This window comes from Pseudomonas sp. E141, assembly GCF_052659885.1.
Map to the genome: position 1 here is coordinate 4,865,924 of NZ_CP084024.1, position 17,392 is coordinate 4,883,315.

At 62.7% G+C, this 17,392-nt stretch carries 10 protein-coding genes and 2 pseudogenes; 4 read left to right on the top strand and 8 right to left on the bottom strand.

Annotation, left to right across the window (positions count from 1 at the left end; all coding sequences use genetic code 11):
* The first annotated feature begins 182 nt into the window (after positions 1 to 182).
* Positions 183 to 1,346 (top strand): type III PLP-dependent enzyme, encoded by a 1,164-nt coding sequence (locus GKKCFE_RS21765; RefSeq protein ID WP_047229038.1) that lies wholly within the window; start codon positions 183 to 185, stop codon positions 1,344 to 1,346.
* Positions 1,347 to 1,537: 191 nt separating this feature from the next.
* Entirely contained in the window at positions 1,538 to 4,063 is a 2,526-nt protein-coding gene (locus tag GKKCFE_RS21770) for a PepSY domain-containing protein (RefSeq protein ID WP_445577073.1), read from the top strand.
* A 139-nt stretch (positions 4,064 to 4,202) separates the two neighbouring features.
* Here the strand turns inward: GKKCFE_RS21770 and GKKCFE_RS21775 are convergent, their stop codons facing one another.
* The 4 genes from GKKCFE_RS21775 to ptsP form a co-directional block, all read right to left on the bottom strand.
* On the bottom strand, positions 4,203 to 5,744 hold the full coding sequence (locus GKKCFE_RS21775) for an alkaline phosphatase D family protein (RefSeq protein ID WP_445577074.1): 1,542 nt from the start codon (positions 5,742 to 5,744) through the stop codon (positions 4,203 to 4,205).
* 200 nt (positions 5,745 to 5,944) lie between these two features.
* Entirely contained in the window at positions 5,945 to 7,687 is a 1,743-nt protein-coding gene (locus GKKCFE_RS21780) for a PTS fructose-like transporter subunit IIB (protein WP_445577075.1), read from the bottom strand.
* A 14-nt stretch (positions 7,688 to 7,701) separates the two neighbouring features.
* Positions 7,702 to 8,643 carry a 1-phosphofructokinase gene (gene pfkB / locus GKKCFE_RS21785; RefSeq protein WP_047229042.1) on the bottom strand — a complete coding sequence of 314 codons (942 nt, stop codon included), beginning with the start codon at positions 8,641 to 8,643 and terminating at the stop codon, positions 7,702 to 7,704.
* Positions 8,643 to 11,507, bottom strand: a complete 2,865-nt coding sequence (ptsP, locus tag GKKCFE_RS21790) for a phosphoenolpyruvate--protein phosphotransferase (protein ID WP_445577076.1) — start codon at positions 11,505 to 11,507, stop codon at positions 8,643 to 8,645. The genes pfkB and ptsP overlap by 1 nt, the downstream gene beginning before the upstream one ends.
* 289 nt (positions 11,508 to 11,796) lie before the next feature.
* Here ptsP and cra point away from each other — a divergent pair, with 289 nt between their 5' ends.
* Together cra and GKKCFE_RS21800 are read left to right on the top strand one after the other, a co-directional pair.
* A complete protein-coding gene (gene cra / locus GKKCFE_RS21795; RefSeq protein WP_047229044.1) occupies positions 11,797 to 12,792 on the top strand; it encodes a catabolite repressor/activator in 996 nt (331 codons plus the stop codon).
* Positions 12,793 to 12,812: 20 nt separating this feature from the next.
* A complete protein-coding gene (locus GKKCFE_RS21800; RefSeq protein ID WP_445577077.1) occupies positions 12,813 to 13,589 on the top strand; it encodes a TatD family hydrolase in 777 nt (258 codons plus the stop codon).
* Positions 13,590 to 13,647: 58 nt separating this feature from the next.
* On the opposite strand, the pseudogene GKKCFE_RS21805 reads toward GKKCFE_RS21800, so the two are convergent.
* From GKKCFE_RS21805 to ampD, 4 genes and pseudogenes are all read right to left on the bottom strand, one after another.
* A pseudogene (locus GKKCFE_RS21805) lies at positions 13,648 to 14,184 on the bottom strand (methyl-accepting chemotaxis protein); the annotation flags it as partial.
* A gap of 369 nt (positions 14,185 to 14,553) precedes the next feature.
* Positions 14,554 to 15,645 (bottom strand): annotated as a pseudogene (locus GKKCFE_RS21810) (methyl-accepting chemotaxis protein); the annotation flags it as partial.
* 306 nt (positions 15,646 to 15,951) lie between these two features.
* Positions 15,952 to 16,788, bottom strand: a complete 837-nt coding sequence (gene ampE / locus GKKCFE_RS21815) for a regulatory signaling modulator protein AmpE (protein ID WP_188250993.1) — start codon at positions 16,786 to 16,788, stop codon at positions 15,952 to 15,954.
* On the bottom strand, positions 16,785 to 17,345 hold the full coding sequence (ampD, locus tag GKKCFE_RS21820; RefSeq protein ID WP_188250994.1) for a 1,6-anhydro-N-acetylmuramyl-L-alanine amidase AmpD: 561 nt from the start codon (positions 17,343 to 17,345) through the stop codon (positions 16,785 to 16,787). Before ampD ends, ampE begins: the two co-directional genes overlap by 4 nt.
* Positions 17,346 to 17,392: the final 47 nt, after the last annotated feature.

A 17,392-nucleotide genomic window follows, 5' to 3' on the forward strand; every position in this document is an offset into this window, starting at 1 on the left:
CCGGCTCAAGTACTGACGACGAGACAGCAAGGCCAAGGGAATCAAGCATCCCGTGGCCTTTTTGCTTTCGGCGACATGCCTTGGGAAGTAGGCGAACCAAAGTGGGGATACGGAGGACGTTCACGAGGGCTGCTTGCCCTTACACCCATTGATCCTGATGTTTGCCAGTAGGAGTCCCAAGTATGTCGATCCAGGTCGAAGATTATTTCGCGCGCGAGACCTTTCAGAAAATGAAGGCGTTCGCCGACAAGCAGGAAACCCCGTTCGTGGTGATCGACACCGCGATGATCTCCCAGGCCTACGATGACCTGCGCGCAGGTTTCGAATTCGCCAAGGTCTATTACGCCGTCAAGGCCAACCCGGCAGTGGAAATCATCGACCTGCTGAAGGATAAAGGCTCGAACTTCGACATCGCTTCGATCTATGAGCTGGATAAAGTCATGAGCCGTGGCGTAGGCCCGGATCAGATCAGCTACGGCAACACCATCAAGAAATCCCGGGACATCCGCTACTTCTACGAGAAGGGCGTGCGCCTGTATGCCACCGACTCCGAAGCCGACCTGCGCAACATCGCCAAGGCCGCGCCGGGCTCGAAAGTCTATGTACGCATTCTCACCGAAGGCTCGACCACCGCTGACTGGCCGCTGTCGCGCAAGTTCGGCTGCCAGACCGACATGGCCATGGACCTGCTGATCCTGGCCCGCGACCTGGGCCTGGTGCCGTACGGCATTTCCTTCCACGTCGGTTCGCAACAGCGTGACATCAGCGTCTGGGACGCGGCCATTGCCAAGGTCAAGGTCATCTTCGAGCGCTTGAAAGAAGAAGACGGCATCGTGTTGAAGCTGATCAACATGGGCGGTGGCTTCCCAGCCAACTACATCACCCGCACCAACAGCCTGGAAACCTACGCCGAGGAAATCATCCGTTTCCTCAAGGAAGACTTCGGCGACGAACTGCCGGAGATCATCCTGGAGCCGGGCCGTTCGCTGATCGCCAACGCCGGCATCCTGGTCAGCGAAGTGGTGCTGGTGGCCCGTAAATCCCGTACCGCCGTCGAGCGCTGGGTGTACACGGACGTGGGCAAGTTCTCCGGCCTGATCGAAACCATGGACGAAGCCATCAAGTTCCCGATCTGGACCGAGAAGAAAGGCGAGATGGAAGAAGTGGTCATCGCCGGCCCTACTTGCGACAGCGCCGACATCATGTACGAAAACTACAAGTACGGTTTGCCGCTGAACCTGGCCATCGGTGACCGTCTGTACTGGCTGTCGACCGGTGCCTACACCACCAGCTACAGCGCGGTGGAATTCAATGGCTTCCCGCCGCTGAAGTCGTTCTACGTGTAATTCGCTGGTCGCTGGACCCGAAAGCCCGTGACTGTGTCACGGGCTTTTTTGCAATAGCGCGAAACGCGCCCATCAGTGCAATGCTATTGACTTCAGGCTTGTCTGAATCATGTGGCTTTTATGTGTGTTTATGAATGGTTCTCGATAACATGCGCGCCATGATGAACAGCAATGACTGAAAGGCGAGTGACGTGTTTAAGAAAACCCTGTTCCAGTTGCACTGGTTTTTCGGCATCAGCGCCGGGCTGGTCCTGGCGTTTATGGGCATTACCGGTGCCGCGGTGTCGTTTCAGGACGAAATCCTGCGGGCGTTGAATCCCCAGGTGTTGATGGTCCCGAAACAACCGGAAGGGGTCCTGCCGCCTGCCGAGCTGGTGCAACAGATCGAGGCCGCTTCCGGTAAAACCGTCGCCATGCTTTGGGTCGAGACCGACAGCGGGCACGCCGCACGGGCAATTTTCGCCGCCCCGCCTGGGGAAAAGCGCGGACCCATGCGCTATTTCAACCCGTACAACGCACAATTCATGGGCGATGTGGTGGGCCAGGATCTCTTCGCTCTGATACTCAGGCTGCATCGCGTCCTGGCCTTGGAGGATGTGGGTCGACAGATTACCGGTGCCTGCACGCTTATCCTGGTGTTTTTCTGCCTGTCCGGGCTGTACCTGCGCTGGCCACGCCAATGGAAAAGCTGGCGTGCCTGGCTGACCCTCGACTGGGCGAAAAAAGGCCGCAGCTTCAACTGGGACCTGCACTCGGTGGCGGGCACCTGGTGCCTGGCGTTCTATTTGCTGGCGGCCCTGACCGGCCTGACCTGGTCCTACGATTGGTACAACAAAGGCGTGACCCACCTGCTCTCCGATTCCCCCGAAGAAGAACGGGTGCGCAACCGCGGCCCAGCGCCGAGCGGCCCGCCGCCGGTGGCCGATTATCGGGCCATGTGGAGCAGCATCTACAGCGCCGCGGGCCCTGGCCTGATCGCCTACAACGTGCGCATGCCGCCGGTGGCCGGGCAACCGGCAACGGTGTTCTACCTGCTGAAAAACTCGCCTCATGACCGGGCGCTGAACCAGCTCATCCTCGACCCCGCCACCGGTGTCATCAGTGGTCACAGCCGCTACAGCGACAAGAGCCTCAAGGCGCAGTTGCTGACCAGCGTCTATGCCTTGCATATCGGCAGCTATTTCGGCCTGATCGGGCGGATCCTGGTGACGGTCGCCGCGCTGACCATGCCGCTGTTCTTCATCACCGGCTGGTTGCTGTACCTGGACCGTCGCCGCAAGAAGCGCCAAATCAAGAATGCCCGCCAGGAGCTGGGTGGCAACCGTAGCGATGCGCCCGCCTGGCTGATCGGGTTCGCCAGCCAGAGCGGTTTCGCCGAGCAACTGGCCTGGCAGACCGCCGGCCAGCTCCAGGCTGCCGGTTTGCCGGTGAAAGTCCAGCCGCTGGCCGGTGTCAGCGAGCAGGAGCTGAGCAACTGCAGCCACGCCTTGTTCGTCGTCAGCACCTTTGGCGACGGCGAAGGACCGGACAGCGCCCGGGGTTTCGAGCGCAACGTGTTGGGTCGGGCCATGAGCCTGGAGCGCCTGCAGTATTCGGTGCTGGGCCTGGGCGATCGGCAATACGAAAACTTCTGCGGCTTCGCCCGACGCCTGCACACCTGGCTGTCGGAGCACGGCGGCAAGACCCTGTTCGCTCCGGTGGAAGTCGACAGTGGCGACCCTTACGCCTTGCGTCACTGGCAACAGCAATTGGCCGAACTGACCGGCCAGGCTCCGCTGGACACGTGGCAGGCGCCCAGTTTCGAGAACTGGACCCTGCACCAGCGTACCTTGCTCAACCCCGAGAGCAGCGGCTCAGGCGTGTATCTGTTGGGCCTCACCGCGCCCGGCCCGAGCAGTTGGCTGGCCGGTGACCTGGTGGAAATCCTGCCGCGCAATGACCTGTCGGCCATCGACCATTTCCTGGAGGGCCTGGGCATCGCCGGCGTTGCTCGCGTGCAGGTCGATGGCTTGCCCCAGCGCCTCGATCAGGCCCTGGCCAACCGCCAACTGCCGGAAAATCGCGCCCATCTGGTGGGCATGCATGCCCAGGCCCTGGTGGATGCCCTGGCGCCACTGGCACTGCGCGAATATTCCATCGCTTCGATTCCCGCCGATGGCCTGCTGGAGCTGATTGTGCGCCAGGAACGTCACGCCGACGGCAACCTGGGTATCGGCTCCGGTTGGCTCACCGAACATGCGCCGCTGGGCAGCGCCATCAGCCTGCGGGTACGCCGTAACAGCGGCTTCCATCTGCCGCCTCAAGGCGTGCCCATGATATTGCTGGGTAACGGCACCGGTCTGGCCGGCCTGCGCAGCCTGCTCAAAGCGCGGGTGGCCGAGGGCATGCAGCGCAACTGGCTGCTGTTCGGCGAGCGCCAGCGCGAGCATGATTTCCACTGCCGTGATGAGTTACAGGAATGGGTGACATCCGGCGATCTGGAACGCCTGGACCTGGCGTTTTCTCGGGATCAGGAACAGAAAATCTACGTCCAGGACCGCCTGCGCGAATCCTCGGCCCTGCTCAAGCAATGGCTGGCCGACGGTGCGGCGATCTATGTCTGCGGCAGCTTGCAGGGCATGGCGTCGGGCGTGGATCAGGTGCTCAACGACGTGCTCGGCGCCGCGGCAGTGGAGCGCTTGATCGAACAGGGCCGGTACCGGCGGGATGTCTACTGACAAGCCACCCGCTAAAACACTGCCCTCTGTGGGAGCGAGCCTGCTCGCGATGGCGGAGTATCAGACGGCACTTTTGTCGACTGACACAGCGCATCGCGAGCAGGCTCGCTCCCACATTGATTGGTGGCGTACTTGAAACTCAGACCGGCTGCAATTTCTTCTCGAACACTGCCACGCCCTCCAGATCCCGCAACACCACGCTCATCTCCCCGCTCTGGCCGTCGATGTTCACCTCGCCAAAGAACTGGTATCCGGCAAACGGCGACGTGTTCTGCGCCGGGGGGGCTTTCTGGAACACCACTTCGGGACCGAACGTCTTGTCCAGAGGATTGGGCCCGAAGCTGCCGGCATTCAACGGTCCGGCGACAAATTCCCAGAAGGGTTCGAAATCCTGGAACGCGGCCTGTTCCGGGTGGTAATGGTGGGCGGCGCAATAGTGCACGTCAGCGGTGAGCCAGACGTAGTTGCGCACCTGATGTTTGCGTAGGTAGCCGAGCAACTCGGCGATCTCCAGTTCACGGCCCTGGGCCGGCCCCGGATCACCGTTGGCGACCGCTTCCCAACGCGACACGCCGGGGCTGACTTCGCCGTCGGGCACACCCAGGCCGATGGGCATGTCGGCAGCAATGACTTTCCACTGGGCACGGGACTGCTTCAGTTCGCCCTTGAGCCAGTCCAACTGCTCGCGACCGAGAAAGGGTTTGGCCCCGCCGAGGTTGGCGTCGTTGGCTTCGCGGTAGCTGCGCATGTCCAGCACGAACACATCCAGCATCGGCCCGTAAGCGAGCTTGCGGTAGATCCGCCCGCCGCCGTCGGCCTTCTGCAAGCGCATGGGGGCGTATTCCAGCCAGGCCTGCCGCGCACGGCCCACAAGACTGTGGATATCCTTGGTCTGGTAGCGTTCATCCAGTTGCTTGCCCGGCGACCAGTTGTTGACCACCTCATGATCGTCCCATTGCCAGATCTGCGGCACTTCGGCGTTGAAGCGGCGCACGTTCTCGTCCATCAGGTTGTAGCGGTAGTTGCCACGATACTCGTCCAGAGTCTCGGCGACCTTGCTCTTGGCTTCAGTGGTGAGGTTGCGCCAGATGCGCCCGCCTTCGGTGGCGATCTGCGCCGGCACCGGACCGTCCGCGTAGATGGTGTCGCCGCTGTGGATAAAAAAATCCGGCAGGCGCAAACGCATGGCTTCGTAGATGCGCATGCCGCCGATGTCGGGATTGATCCCGAAGCCTTGGCCGACGGTGTCGCCGCTCCAGACAAACCGGATGTTGCGCTTGAACTGCGGCACGCTGCGCAGGTGACCGAGCCAGGGTTCACTGGCGACGCCGGTCTGGGCGTCTTCAAAATGCACGCGGTAGAAAATTGCCTGGTCAGGCGGCAGCCCGGTGAGCTCGACCCGAGCGGTAAAATCGCTGCGGCTGTCGACCAGTGGCGAGACAAAACGCCGCGGGTTGGGCAACTGGCTGCGGGTGTCCCATTCCACCACCATCCGCGCCGGGCGGTCGCAGCGGCTCCAGATCATCGCCCGGTCGCCCTGCAAATCGCCAGACTGCACGCCGTCGGTGAGCACCGGGCGATCCTTGACTGAGGCAATCACCGCCGGCGCCAGCCCCGGCAACAACAACCCCGCACCCACGGCTTGCATCACACGGCGACGGCCCAGGTCAAATTCGCTCATGGTGTTTCCCCCAAATGGGGAAACTTAAGCATGGCAGTGTTAATCAGGCGTGACAGGGATCTTGTGAACACCCCAAAACCACTGTGGGAGCGAGCCTGCTCGCGATTGCAGAGGATCAGGCAACCCATTGTCGACTGATACACCGCTATCGCGAGCAGGCTCGCTCCCACAGGGAATTTTCATTGTTCAAACTTAAGTGATCAGGCCTTGGCCGGCTCCAACGCCATCTCCACCACTTCCGGCCGCTTGAGCAGCGCATAGGACACCGCCGTCAGCAGACTCCCCGCCACGATCGCCAGCAAATACAACAACGCATGGTTGATGGCGTTGGGGATCAGCATCACGAACAGGCCACCGTGAGGCGCCATCAGTTTGCAGCCGAAGTACATCGACAGCGCACCGGTCAGTGCGCCGCCGGCGATGCTGGCCGGGATCACCCGCAACGGGTCCTTGGCGGCGAACGGAATCGCCCCTTCGGAGATGAAGCACAGCCCCAGCACCAGCGCCGCTTTACCGGCCTCGCGTTCGGTCTGGGCAAACTTGCGACGGGCGATAAAGGTTGCGATGCCCAGGCCAATCGGCGGCACCATGCCAGCGGCCATGGCAGCCGCCATCGGTGCATAACTTTGCGACGCCAGCAGTCCCACGGAAAACGCATAGGCGGCCTTGTTGATCGGCCCGCCAAGGTCGACACACATCATCGCCCCCAGCAAAACACCCAACAGAATCGCGTTGGTGGTGCCCATGCTGTCGAGGAAATGGGTCAGGCCATCCAGCATGCCCGCCACCGGTTTGCCGACGATGTAGATCATCACCAGACCAGTAAACAGGCTCGCCAGCAGCGGGATGATCAGGATCGGCTTGAGCGCTTCCAGGCTCTGGGGCAGGCGCGCGTAGCGGTTGATCGCCTTGGCCGCGTAACCGGCCAGGAAACCGGCGATGATCCCGCCGATGAACCCCGCGCCCAAGGTACTTGCCAGCATCCCGCCGATCATGCCGGGCGCCAGGCCCGGACGGTCGGCGATGGAATAGGCGATGTAGCCGGCCAGCAACGGCACCATCAGTTTGAACGCGGTGTCGCCGCCGATCTGCATCAGCGCCGCCGCCAGCGTGCCGGGTTCCTTGAATGCGGTAATGCCAAACACGAACGACAAGGCGATCAACAGACCACCGGCCACCACCATCGGCAACATGAACGACACGCCGGTCAGCAGGTGCTTATAGACGCCGGTCTTCTCCGATTTTGCCGCAGCGCTGGCACCGCCCGACGCGCTTTCCTGGCGGCCTTCGGCAAGCGCCTTGTTCAGCGTGGCTTCGGCCTGCTTCAAGGCAATGCCGGTGCCGCAGCGATAAATTTTCTTGCCGGCAAAACGCTCGGTGGCGACTTCGATGTCGGTGGCCAGCAGCACCACGTCGGCCTCGGCGATGGCCTCGGGGCTCAACGGATTGCGGGCGCCCACCGAGCCCTGGGTTTCCACTTGCAAGTCGTAACCGAGCTTCTTCGCTGCCTGCTGCAACGCCTCGGCGGCCATGAAGGTATGGGCCACGCCGGTTGGGCAAGCAGTGATGGCGACCAGACGAGGAGCCCGCTCAGCCGAAACCGCAGGTGCCTCTTCCAGCACATCCGACTCGACAAAAACCTTGGCCTCTTCGGCGCCGCGACGCAGCACCGAATCGACATCCTGCAGGGCCTGGGCCGGGGTGCTGCGGAACAGACGTTTGCCGACGAACCGCGACATATCCACCGGGCCGCTGGCTACCAGCAACACCCACTCGGCCGCTTCCAGGGTCGCCGCCGATAACTGGCGCTCCGGATGGGCCGCGTCATGGACTTCCACGCTGGTGCTCCAACCCTGGCGCTGGGCTGCCGCGTCCAGCAGGCGGGCGCACAACACACTGGTGACCATGCCGTTCGGGCAGGCCGTCACAATGGCTAATTTCATTCTTGCGAACCCTCTTATTGTTCGGTCAGGGGGCGCACGCGCACGCCCTGTTCAAGCGACGCCAGCAACGCGGTGTCATGGATGCCAAAACCGATCTGCGTCACGGCCATGGCGGCGATGGCCGTGGCGGTGCGCAGGGTCTGTTGCGGCGTATCGGCGCTGAGCAGGCCATGCAGCATGCCGGCCAGCAGCGAATCGCCGGCCCCCACGGTGCTGGCGACAGTGACGCTGGGCGGCGAGGCATGCAGCGCCGAACCGACACTGAACCAGTTCACGCCGTCGGCACCGTGGGAAATCACCACATGCTCAATGCCTTGGGCGTGCAATCGTTGCGCCGCTTCCGCCTGGGCAAATTCGCTCACCACGTCGCAACCCAGCGCATCGGCCAGTTCCTCGGTGTTTGGCTTGATCAGCCACGGCCCCGCCGCGAGGGCGACGCGCAAGGCTTCGCCGCTGGTGTCGAGGGCCACGTTCAAGCCCAGTGCCTTCAAGCGAATGATCAGCGCCTGCAACCATTGCGGGCTGACGCCCCGGGGCAGGCTGCCCGCCACTACCACGGCATCGTGGCCCGGGGCGATGTGTTCCAGTCGCTCAAGCAGCGCTTGCTGCGCGGCGTCATCAACTACCGGGCCTGGACCGTTGAGGTCGGTGATGCGTCCGTCCTGCTCGGCCAGCTTGATGTTGCTGCGGGTCTCCCCTGGGACGCGAATAAAGGCGTCGACAAAACCGCGCTGGGCGAACAGCGTTTCGAACGCCTGGGCGTTGTCTTCACCGAGAAAGCCACTGACGGTCACAGTGTGGCCGAGGTCAGCCAGCACCTGGGCCACGTTCACGCCCTTGCCGGCGGCGTGGCTGTGCATGGCATCGCTGCGGTTGACCTGACCGGGTTCCAGGCGCGCCAGTTCCACCGTGAGGTCGAGCGCCGGGTTGAGGGTCAGGGTAAGGATCTTGGCCATTACAGCGCCTCCACTAATGCGCGCACGTCATTGGCGCTGCCCACGGCCAAGGCCTCTTGGGCGAGGATTTGTACCTGCGCCAGGCTCAATTCGCGTACCCGCGCCTTGACCTCGGCAATGCTGCGGGCCGAAACACTCAGCTCGTCTACGCCCAGGCCCACCAGCACCGGCACCGCCAAAGGGTCGGCCGCCAGCTCACCGCACACGCCGACCCACTTGCCATGCGCATGGGCGGCACGCACGGTGATGTCGATCAGTTGCAGCACCGCCGGGTGCAGGCCGTCAGCCTGAGCCGAAAGGGTTGGGTGACCGCGGTCAATGGCCAGGGTGTATTGCGTCAGGTCGTTGGTGCCGACACTGAAGAAGTCGACTTCCTTGGCCAGCACCGGCGCCAGCAATGCCGCGGACGGCACCTCGATCATGATCCCCAGTTGCAGGTCCGCCACCGGGATCTCCAGGCGCAGGCGCTCGGTCATGTCCCGGGCCTGACGCCACTCATCGACGCTGCCCACCATCGGGAACATGATCCGCAACGGACGGTTGTCGGCAGAACGCAACAAGGCGCGCAATTGCGCCTCCATGACCTGCGGACGTTGCAAGGTCAGGCGAATGCCTCGCACGCCGAGAAACGGGTTTTCCTCTTTCGCGATCGGCCAGTACGGCAGCGGTTTGTCGCCGCCCACATCGAGGGTACGCACCACCAGCGGTCGCCCGGCCAGGCCATCGAGCACCTTGCGGTATTCGGCTTCCTGAGTCGCTTCATCGGGAGCCTGGGTATGAGCCATGAAAATCAGTTCGGTGCGCAACAGGCCAATGCCTTCGGCGCCCTGCTCCACCGCACTGGTGACCCCGGCGCTCTCGCCGATGTTGGCGAACACTTCCACGGCATGACCGTCACGGGTCAGCGCCGGTTGATGACGTTGTTCGGCAGCGACCTTGAGACGTTGCTCGCGGGTGTCGCGCTCTTCGGTGGCCCGTTGCAGCGTGGGCGCGTCGGGGTCCACGTGCAGGCGACCGCGCTGGCCGTCCAACAACAGTGAAGTGCCCGGCGCCAGCAGCAACACCGCCGCACCGGCCCCCACCAGCGCCGGGATCCCCAGGGCTCGGGCGACGATGGCACTGTGGGCGGTGGCGCCGCCGCGCGCGGTGAGAATCCCCGCTACGCGGGCGGGGTCCAGACGGGCGACGTCGGATGGGCCAACCTCGTCCATCACCAGAATGTAAGGTTGCTCGGGTTCGCTCGGGGTTTCGACGCCGCACAACTGCGCCAGCACACGCCGACCGACGTCCCGCAGGTCGGCGGCACGTTCGGCGAGCAGTGCGTCCTGCAGCGCTTCCTGTTCTTTGGCAGCCGCTTCGATCACGCCCATCCACGCCGCTTGCGCGCTCTCGCCCAGCTTCAATCGAGTGTCGACCTCATCGGTCAGCGCCGGGTCGTCGAGCATCTCCTGATGGGTGATAAAGATTTCGCGGATGGCCTTGGCCTTGGCGCGTTCGACCAGACCTTCGATGTCGCGGCGCACTTGGTTCAAGGCGTTTTGCAAGCGCTCACGCTCGATGGCCGCTGATTCGCCGCGCAATGGATACTCGAAGGCCTGCAACACCTGGATGTGGGCCGGGCCGATGGCAATGCCCGGAGCGGCGGCAACGGCCTGGATCAAGCTGCCGGATTCAGGCGCCAGCACGACGGCAGCCACTTCGGCCATGGTGGTTTGCTGTGGCGCACTCGGTGGCGGCAGCGGCTCGACTTCTTCGCCAAGGCCCTCTTCGATGGCGGCCAGCAGCGCCGGCAAGGCGTCAGCGGCGATGCTCGGTTCGGCGATGAACTCCAGGACCTGGCCGCGACGAGCGCCCAGGCTCAGCAATTTGCTCAGGCTCTTGACCGACACGGCGCTGTCCTGGCCGTCGACGATGCGCACGCGGATCTCGCCTTCGAAGCTTTTCGCCAGTTGCGCGAGGATCTTCGCCGGACGCGCGTGCAAACCATGGGCATTGGCTAGGCCGATGCGGGCGCTGGGCCAATCGGCGGGCAGTTCGCCGCCCAACACTTCCAGCACCTTGCGGCTGCTGGTGGCGCGCCCCAGTTCATGGCCGCGGCCTTCGATCAACAACGCGCAGAGCCTTTCGAGCAAAGCCTGGTGAGCCTCGCCGAGGCTGGCGAGACAGAACAGACCGCTCAAGGGCTGACCGAGGTAACGGATGGGCTTGTCCGGCGTGACGAAGGCCAGGCCCGGACGCTTGACCGTCTGTTCGCTGTGCAGCCACCACAGGCCATCGCCCAATGGCAGCGCCTCGACCTGCTGCAACACTCCAGCAAAGCCGTTGCTCACACAGTCTGCCTGGCGCAGCAGACGGGCACCGCGCCAGACCAGCTCTTCGAAATCGTCGGCCGACACGCCGAGGCCGATCATCTGCGCATCCAAGGCCAGTTCCTGTGGCGCGCCTTGCAGCAGCTTCAACAGCGCTTCGGCCGAACCTGCGCGGCGCAGGGCCTGGCCCAGGTCGGTCTCGCCGAGGGCGCGGGTCAGCAGTTGCAAAAGACGCAAGTGTTCGTCGGACTTGGCCGCGATACCGATCGCCAGGTAAACGATCTGACCGTCACCCCAGTCCACACCGTCGGGGAACTGCAACAGACGCACACCGGTGGAGTACACAAGATCGCGGGTTTGCGGGGTGCCGTGGGGGATGGCAATACCTTGGCCAAGAAAGGTCGAGCCCTGGGCCTCGCGAGCCTGCAAGCCGGCCAGGTAACCCTCGGCTACAAGGCCATCGGCCACCAGTTTGTCAGCGAGCAATTGCAGCGCGGCGTCTTTATCCACAGCCGTCTGGGCCATGGATATCTGCTCTAGAGTGAGCTCGAGCATGCTTTCTCCTTTTTGGCGTCGGGTTGGCGCCAGGTATTGTTTTGAATGAATCAGCTTAGCGTTACAGGACGGCTTTTGGCGCTATCGCGGCAGACGGGCCAAAAAATCCTGCTAACCTTGAAAATACGCCTGCTGAAACGTTTAATCTAGAAAGATTGGCACGTTACTCGATAATCTCTCATCCTTGAAGTGCAACTTGTCGCCGCCGTCGCGACAGTAACCGTCGTCCTGAATCGGGTAGGATGCCCCTCATTGTCGGGGCAAACTCGAAAAAACAAGGAAAACCGGGTTGAAACTCAGTGATATCGCCCAGTTGGCCGGTGTGTCCGTGACCACCGCCAGCTATGTCATCAATGGCAAGGCCGAACAGCAACGCATCAGCAGCGCCACCGTCGAACGCGTACGCGCCGTGGTCGAGGAGCATGGCTTCACGCCCAACCCCCAGGCTGCCGGGTTGCGCAGCCGGCATACGCGCACGCTGGGTTTCATCCTGCCAGACCTGGAAAACCCCAGTTACGCCCGCATCGCCAAACTGCTGGAACAGGGTGCCCGAGCGCGGGGCTATCAATTGCTGATCGCCAGCTCCGACGATGCGCCCGAGAGCGAACGGCAACTGTTGCAACTGTTCCGCGCCCGACGTTGCGATGCGCTGATTGTCGCCAGTTGCCTGCCTGCCGGGGACGACAGTTATCGCCAGTTACAGGCCAAGGGTATCCCGATCATCGCCATCGACCGGGTGATGGAGCCTGCGCACTTCTGCTCGGTGATCAGCGATGACCGCCAGGCCAGCCTGCAACTGACCCGTAGCCTGCTGGAAACCAATCCCCGCCAGATCGCGCTGATCAGCGCCCGGCCCGAATTGAGCATCAGCCAGGAACGCACCGCCGGGTTCAACGAAGCCCTGGCCGGGTTCGAAGGCCAGGTGCTGATCGAGCACGGCGAGTCGTTCAGCCGTGAATGCGGTCGCCAGTTGATGGACGAATTGCTCGCGCGACTGGGGCACCTGCCTGATGCGTTGATCACCACCTCCTATGTGCTGCTGCAAGGGGTGTTCGACGCCCTGCACGACTTCCCGCTCAAGTCGCGCCCACTACGGTTGGGCACCTTTGGTGATACGCAACTGCTGGACTTCCTGCCGCTGCCGGTCAACGCCATGTCCCAGCAGCACCAACTGATCGCCGACAAAGCCCTGGCGCTGGCCCTGGCCGCCATCGAAAACGATGATTACCAACCCGGTGTGCAGGCCATCCCACGCACGTTCAAGCAGCGCATTCATCAGGGCTGAGTATTCTTCAGGATTGAAGCATGGAACTGATCGATACCCACACCCATCTGGATTTCCCCGACTTCGATGCGGATCGCCCGGCGCTGCTGGCCGAAAGCCGCGCCTTGGGCGTGCGGCAGATGGTGGTGCTGGGGGTGTATCGGGATAACTGGCAACGGGTGTGGGATCTGGTGCAAGGCGACCCGGACCTGCACGCCGCGCTGGGCCTGCATCCAGTGTATCTCGACCAGCATCGCCCCGATGATCTGGGGCAATTGCGCCAATGGCTGATCCGCCTGGCTGGGCATCGGCAGTTGTGTGCGGTGGGGGAAATCGGTCTGGACTACTTCATCCAAACCCTGGATCGGGAGCGCCAGCAGGCATTGTTCGAGGCGCAACTGCAACTGGCGGCGGAATTCGAATTGCCGGCGCTGATCCACGTGCGCCGCAGCCACGCCGCCGTGATCGCCACCCTCAAGCGCATTGACCTCAAGCGCGGGGGGATTATCCACGCCTTCGCCGGCAGTTTTGAGGAGGCTCGCGAGTACATCAAGCTCGGCTTCAAGCTCGGCCTTGGTGGCGCCGCCACTTGGCCTCAGGCCCTGCGCATGCATCGGGTACTGGCAAAACTGCCGCTGGACGCGGTGGTGCTGGAAACCGATTCGCCGGACATGGCCCCGGCGATGTTCCCCGGCCAACGCAACAGCCCGGCGCATTTACCGGCCATTTGTGAAGCACTGGCTGGGATCATGACAATCAGCCCTGAGCAGCTGGCAGAGGCCAGCACGGCCAACGCCCGCCAATTATTCAATTGGTGACTCCCTGTGGGAGCAGGCTCGCTCCCACATTGGATCGGTGGTGAGCACCATCCTTTAACTACACCCGAAACGCATTGATCAACTGCTTGAGCTGCACCACCTGGGCGGACAACTCACGGCTGGCGTCCTCGGTCTGGTGCGCGCCTTCGGCGGTGCGTTCACCGGCGCGATTGATCTCGACGATGTTCTGGTCGATGTCATGGGCCACGGCCGTCTGCTGCTCCACCGCTGCAGCGATCTGCTGGTTCTGGTCGACGATCATACCGACGGCGCCGAGGATATTTTCCAGCGCCTGCTGGACCTTTTCCGACTGCCCCACCGTGCCACTGGCCATCTCATGACTGGTGCCCATGGCTTTGACGGCAGCGCCCACGCCGCCGTGCAAGCGGGTGATCATTTCTTCGATTTCTTCGGTCGATTGCTGGGTGCGCTTGGCCAGGGTCCGCACTTCGTCAGCCACCACCGCGAAACCGCGCCCCTGCTCTCCGGCCCGTGCGGCTTCGATCGCGGCGTTGAGCGCCAGCAGGTTGGTCTGTTCGGCAATGCTCTTGATCACGTCCAGCACACGACTGATGGCCTGGCTGTCAGTCGCCAGTTGATTGATCACCTGCACCGACTGATCGATCTCGCTGGCCAAGCGCACGATGCTGCTCTGTTGCGACTCCACCAGCCCGCGCCCGCTGAGGGTTTCGTCGTTCACGCTGTGGGCGCTACTGACCGCCGCGGCGGCGCTACGAGCCACTTCCTGGGCGGTGGCCGACATCTGGTTCATCGCCGTGGCGACCAGTTCGATCTGGCTGCGCTGCCCGGACACGGCCTGGTTGCTCTGGGCCGACACCGCCTCCACCTGCCCGGCCTGGCGCTCGACCTCGGCAACGGTCCGGCCGACCTGTTCGATCAGGTCATGGATCTTCGCCACCGTGCCATTGAACACTTCACCCAACTCCCCCAACTCATCCTTGCTGCGCGCCACGAAGTTGACCGTCATGTCGCCCGCTGCGACCTTGTCCATCATCTCGCCGAGATGTTTGAGTGTGGTGCGGGTTGAGGCGTAGAAACCGGCGTACAGGTAAAAGATCAGCAGAAATACGGCGACCAGCGCAACGGCTTGCAGCACCATGTGGCTGCGGTTCTGCTCCAGGCGATGCTGCAACTGAACATCCAGAAAACCCAGGGTTACGTCGTTCAGTCGGTAGGTTTGCTCCATCAGACTGCTGACCTGCTCGTAAAACGGCAGCCATGGAGCATCCAGCGTGTCAGCCATCACCACCTGTTCTTCGATCAGTTCACCGGCTTTCTTCAAGGTTGCCTTGCTGCCTTCGGCCTGACTGGCAAGCGCCTGCTCGGCCGCCTTGCTGGAACCCAGGGCGTCCTGAAGCTTGAGGTCATATTCACCCTGCAGCTTTTCGATTTGCCCCAGCAACTCGTCGAACCGGGTGCTCGACGCCGAATTGAGAAAGCCCAGGCCCAGGGACGCAGCGCCCAGCGCACGGCCTTCACCGAGGGTTTGGGTCACGTTGGGGGTCACGCTGATGATCAATTCGCTCAGTTGGCGGATGTCGCCCTGGTTGTCGCGGCTCAGGCCAGCCTGGCTGGCGATGATTTGACTGAACATCTGCGCGCTGTTGAGCAGCTTGCCAATCAGTGCGCTTTTGCTTTGCAGGGAGCGCTCGGCCTGCTGGGCCTTGAAAGCGGCAATCATTTCGTCGCGCTTGGCATCGAAGGCGCTGACCTGTTCAGGATCGACGGCCATGGCTTTCAAGCTCTGCAACCGCGCCAGCACCTGCTTTTCAAGGGTGCCGATCTTCGCTTCCACGTCCCCGGCCTTGCCGGACTGACCGAGGCTGGCATTGATCTGCACCAGATTGTTCAGGGTTTCCAGGTCGCGCCGCAGGGTCAGGCTGTTGCCCAGCAGATCGAGGCTTTGCAGCTCCACTTGCGTGCCCTGGAATTCGCGATAGGAATCGCGCACCAAAAAGAAATTGGTCACCAGCATCGGCAGCAGGAACAACACGCTGATCAGGCTGAACTTCATGCCGAAGCTCAGGCGGTTCATCAGCGCGACGGCGGGCCAGAGCAAACTCTTCACAAGGAAGTCTCCCGGTTGTATTTCTTGTTTTTATGGGCAGGCGCACAGAGACAGCAGATAGCCACTATTTGGGCGCTGTCCCTGTATAGCCTAAATCGGCGGGAAGATTTGTAACTTAAGGTTAACGACGAGCCGTGGCACGGTTCTTGTGGCGAGGGGATTTATCCCCGCTGGGGCGCGAAGCGGCCCCTAGCTATCTTAAAGCCCGCAATCAATGGGGCTGCTGCGCATCCCAGCGGGGATAAATCCCCTCGCCACAGAGCGTGCGTTTGCCTAAGCCAGCACTGTCCACAGTGCAAACCCGGCATACCAGAGCACCGCCGCACGCAACAACAGCTCCCACAGCCGATCCAGGCTGTTGATGCCGTCCGGGCCCGCGACAGGGTCGGGAATCTCGCCGGCCACCAGCCCGACCTTGCCGATCAGGTCTGCTGCGCTGATGTTCCAGTTCAGCAACTCATGCAGCATGACCCGGCTGACTGCCACGAAGTTGCCCACCAGGGCGAAGCTCGCGGTCAGCAACCGCACCGGCACCCAATCGAAGGCATGGCGCAACTGCGTCGCCCGCTCGGCCACGCCGGGGTTCTGACTGTGCTCGGCGGCCAGCGCCAGCAGGCGATAGCTCAGCGCCGCGACCGGCCCGAGCAGGAAATACCAGAAAATCACCGCGAAAAAACTCTGATAGGCCTGCCACAGCAGATGCCCCTGGACCCGCTCCAGCAACTGCTCGCCGCTATCGGCCTCGATATTCAGGTCGCGCTTGGCCACATGGTCGGCCGCCTGCAGGTCTTCCCGTCGCCAGGCGTCACGAAACGGCCCCAGGTCAGCGAGCAGATCCCCTCGACCCAGGCTGTAAATCACCACCAACAGATGCACCGGTAGTGCCAGCAGACCGTAGGCCACCGGCTCCAATACCCACAGTAACAACGCCAGCAGTGCCACGGGCAGCAGGATCAACACAACCAACACCAGCCAGGGCCGGTTGACCCAGCGTGGGTTCGTCTCGAGTTTGTTCAGTTCGCGCAGCCAACCGCCGTCACGCTGGACCCGATGGCGCAACGCCGAGAATTTCTCGATCCAGATCGCCAGCAGCAGCACCAGAAAACTCATTGCCCTTCCCCTTCTATCAAGGCAGCGCGGTAGCGCGCCCAGTCGAATGCCGGTCCCGGATCGGTCTTGCGACCCGGGGCGATGTCGCTGTGCCCGCAGATGCGCTGCGGCGTGATCGCCTTGAACGCCGCCTGCAACTGCCGGGTCAGGCAGACCAATGCGGCATATTGCGCGTCAGTGAAGGGCAGATCGTCGGTGCCTTCCAGCTCGATGCCCAAGGAAAAATCGTTACACGTCTCCCGCCCTTCGAAACACGAAACGCCCGCGTGCCAGGCACGATCCAGACAGGAGACAAACTGGGTAATCGCACCGTCACGCTCGATCAGAAAATGCGCAGACACGCGCAGATCGGCGATACCGGCAAAATAGGGGTGTTGCGTGACATCCAGACGATTCTGGAAAAACTCCTGCACCTTGCCCGTGGAAAACTGTGCCGGCGGCAGGCTGATGTTGTGGATCACCAGCAGTGAAATTTCGCCTTCGGGGCGCGCATTGAAGTTGGGTGATGGGCAATGCCGCACGCCATCGCACCAACCACTGGCGGGGTCCAACTGCATACAGGTTCCTTCGATGACGTCAGTGAATGCCGCCAGTATGCCGCGAT

What these genes read in the sequence shown, in the direction of transcription:
- GKKCFE_RS21765 (WP_047229038.1), top strand. Translation starts at nt 183, where the DNA reads ATGTCGATCCAGGTCGAAGATTATTTCGCGCGCGAGACCTTTCAGAAA.
- GKKCFE_RS21775 (WP_445577074.1), bottom strand. Translation starts at nt 5,744, where the DNA reads ATGAGCGAATTTGACCTGGGCCGTCGCCGTGTGATGCAAGCCGTGGGT.
- GKKCFE_RS21780 (WP_445577075.1), bottom strand. Translation starts at nt 7,687, where the DNA reads ATGAAATTAGCCATTGTGACGGCCTGCCCGAACGGCATGGTCACCAGT.
- pfkB (WP_047229042.1), bottom strand. Translation starts at nt 8,643, where the DNA reads ATGGCCAAGATCCTTACCCTGACCCTCAACCCGGCGCTCGACCTCACG.
- ptsP (WP_445577076.1), bottom strand. Translation starts at nt 11,507, where the DNA reads ATGCTCGAGCTCACTCTAGAGCAGATATCCATGGCCCAGACGGCTGTG.
- GKKCFE_RS21800 (WP_445577077.1), top strand. Translation starts at nt 12,813, where the DNA reads ATGGAACTGATCGATACCCACACCCATCTGGATTTCCCCGACTTCGAT.
- ampE (WP_188250993.1), bottom strand. Translation starts at nt 16,788, where the DNA reads ATGAGTTTTCTGGTGCTGCTGCTGGCGATCTGGATCGAGAAATTCTCG.
- ampD (WP_188250994.1), bottom strand. Translation starts at nt 17,345, where the DNA reads ATGCAGTTGGACCCCGCCAGTGGTTGGTGCGATGGCGTGCGGCATTGC.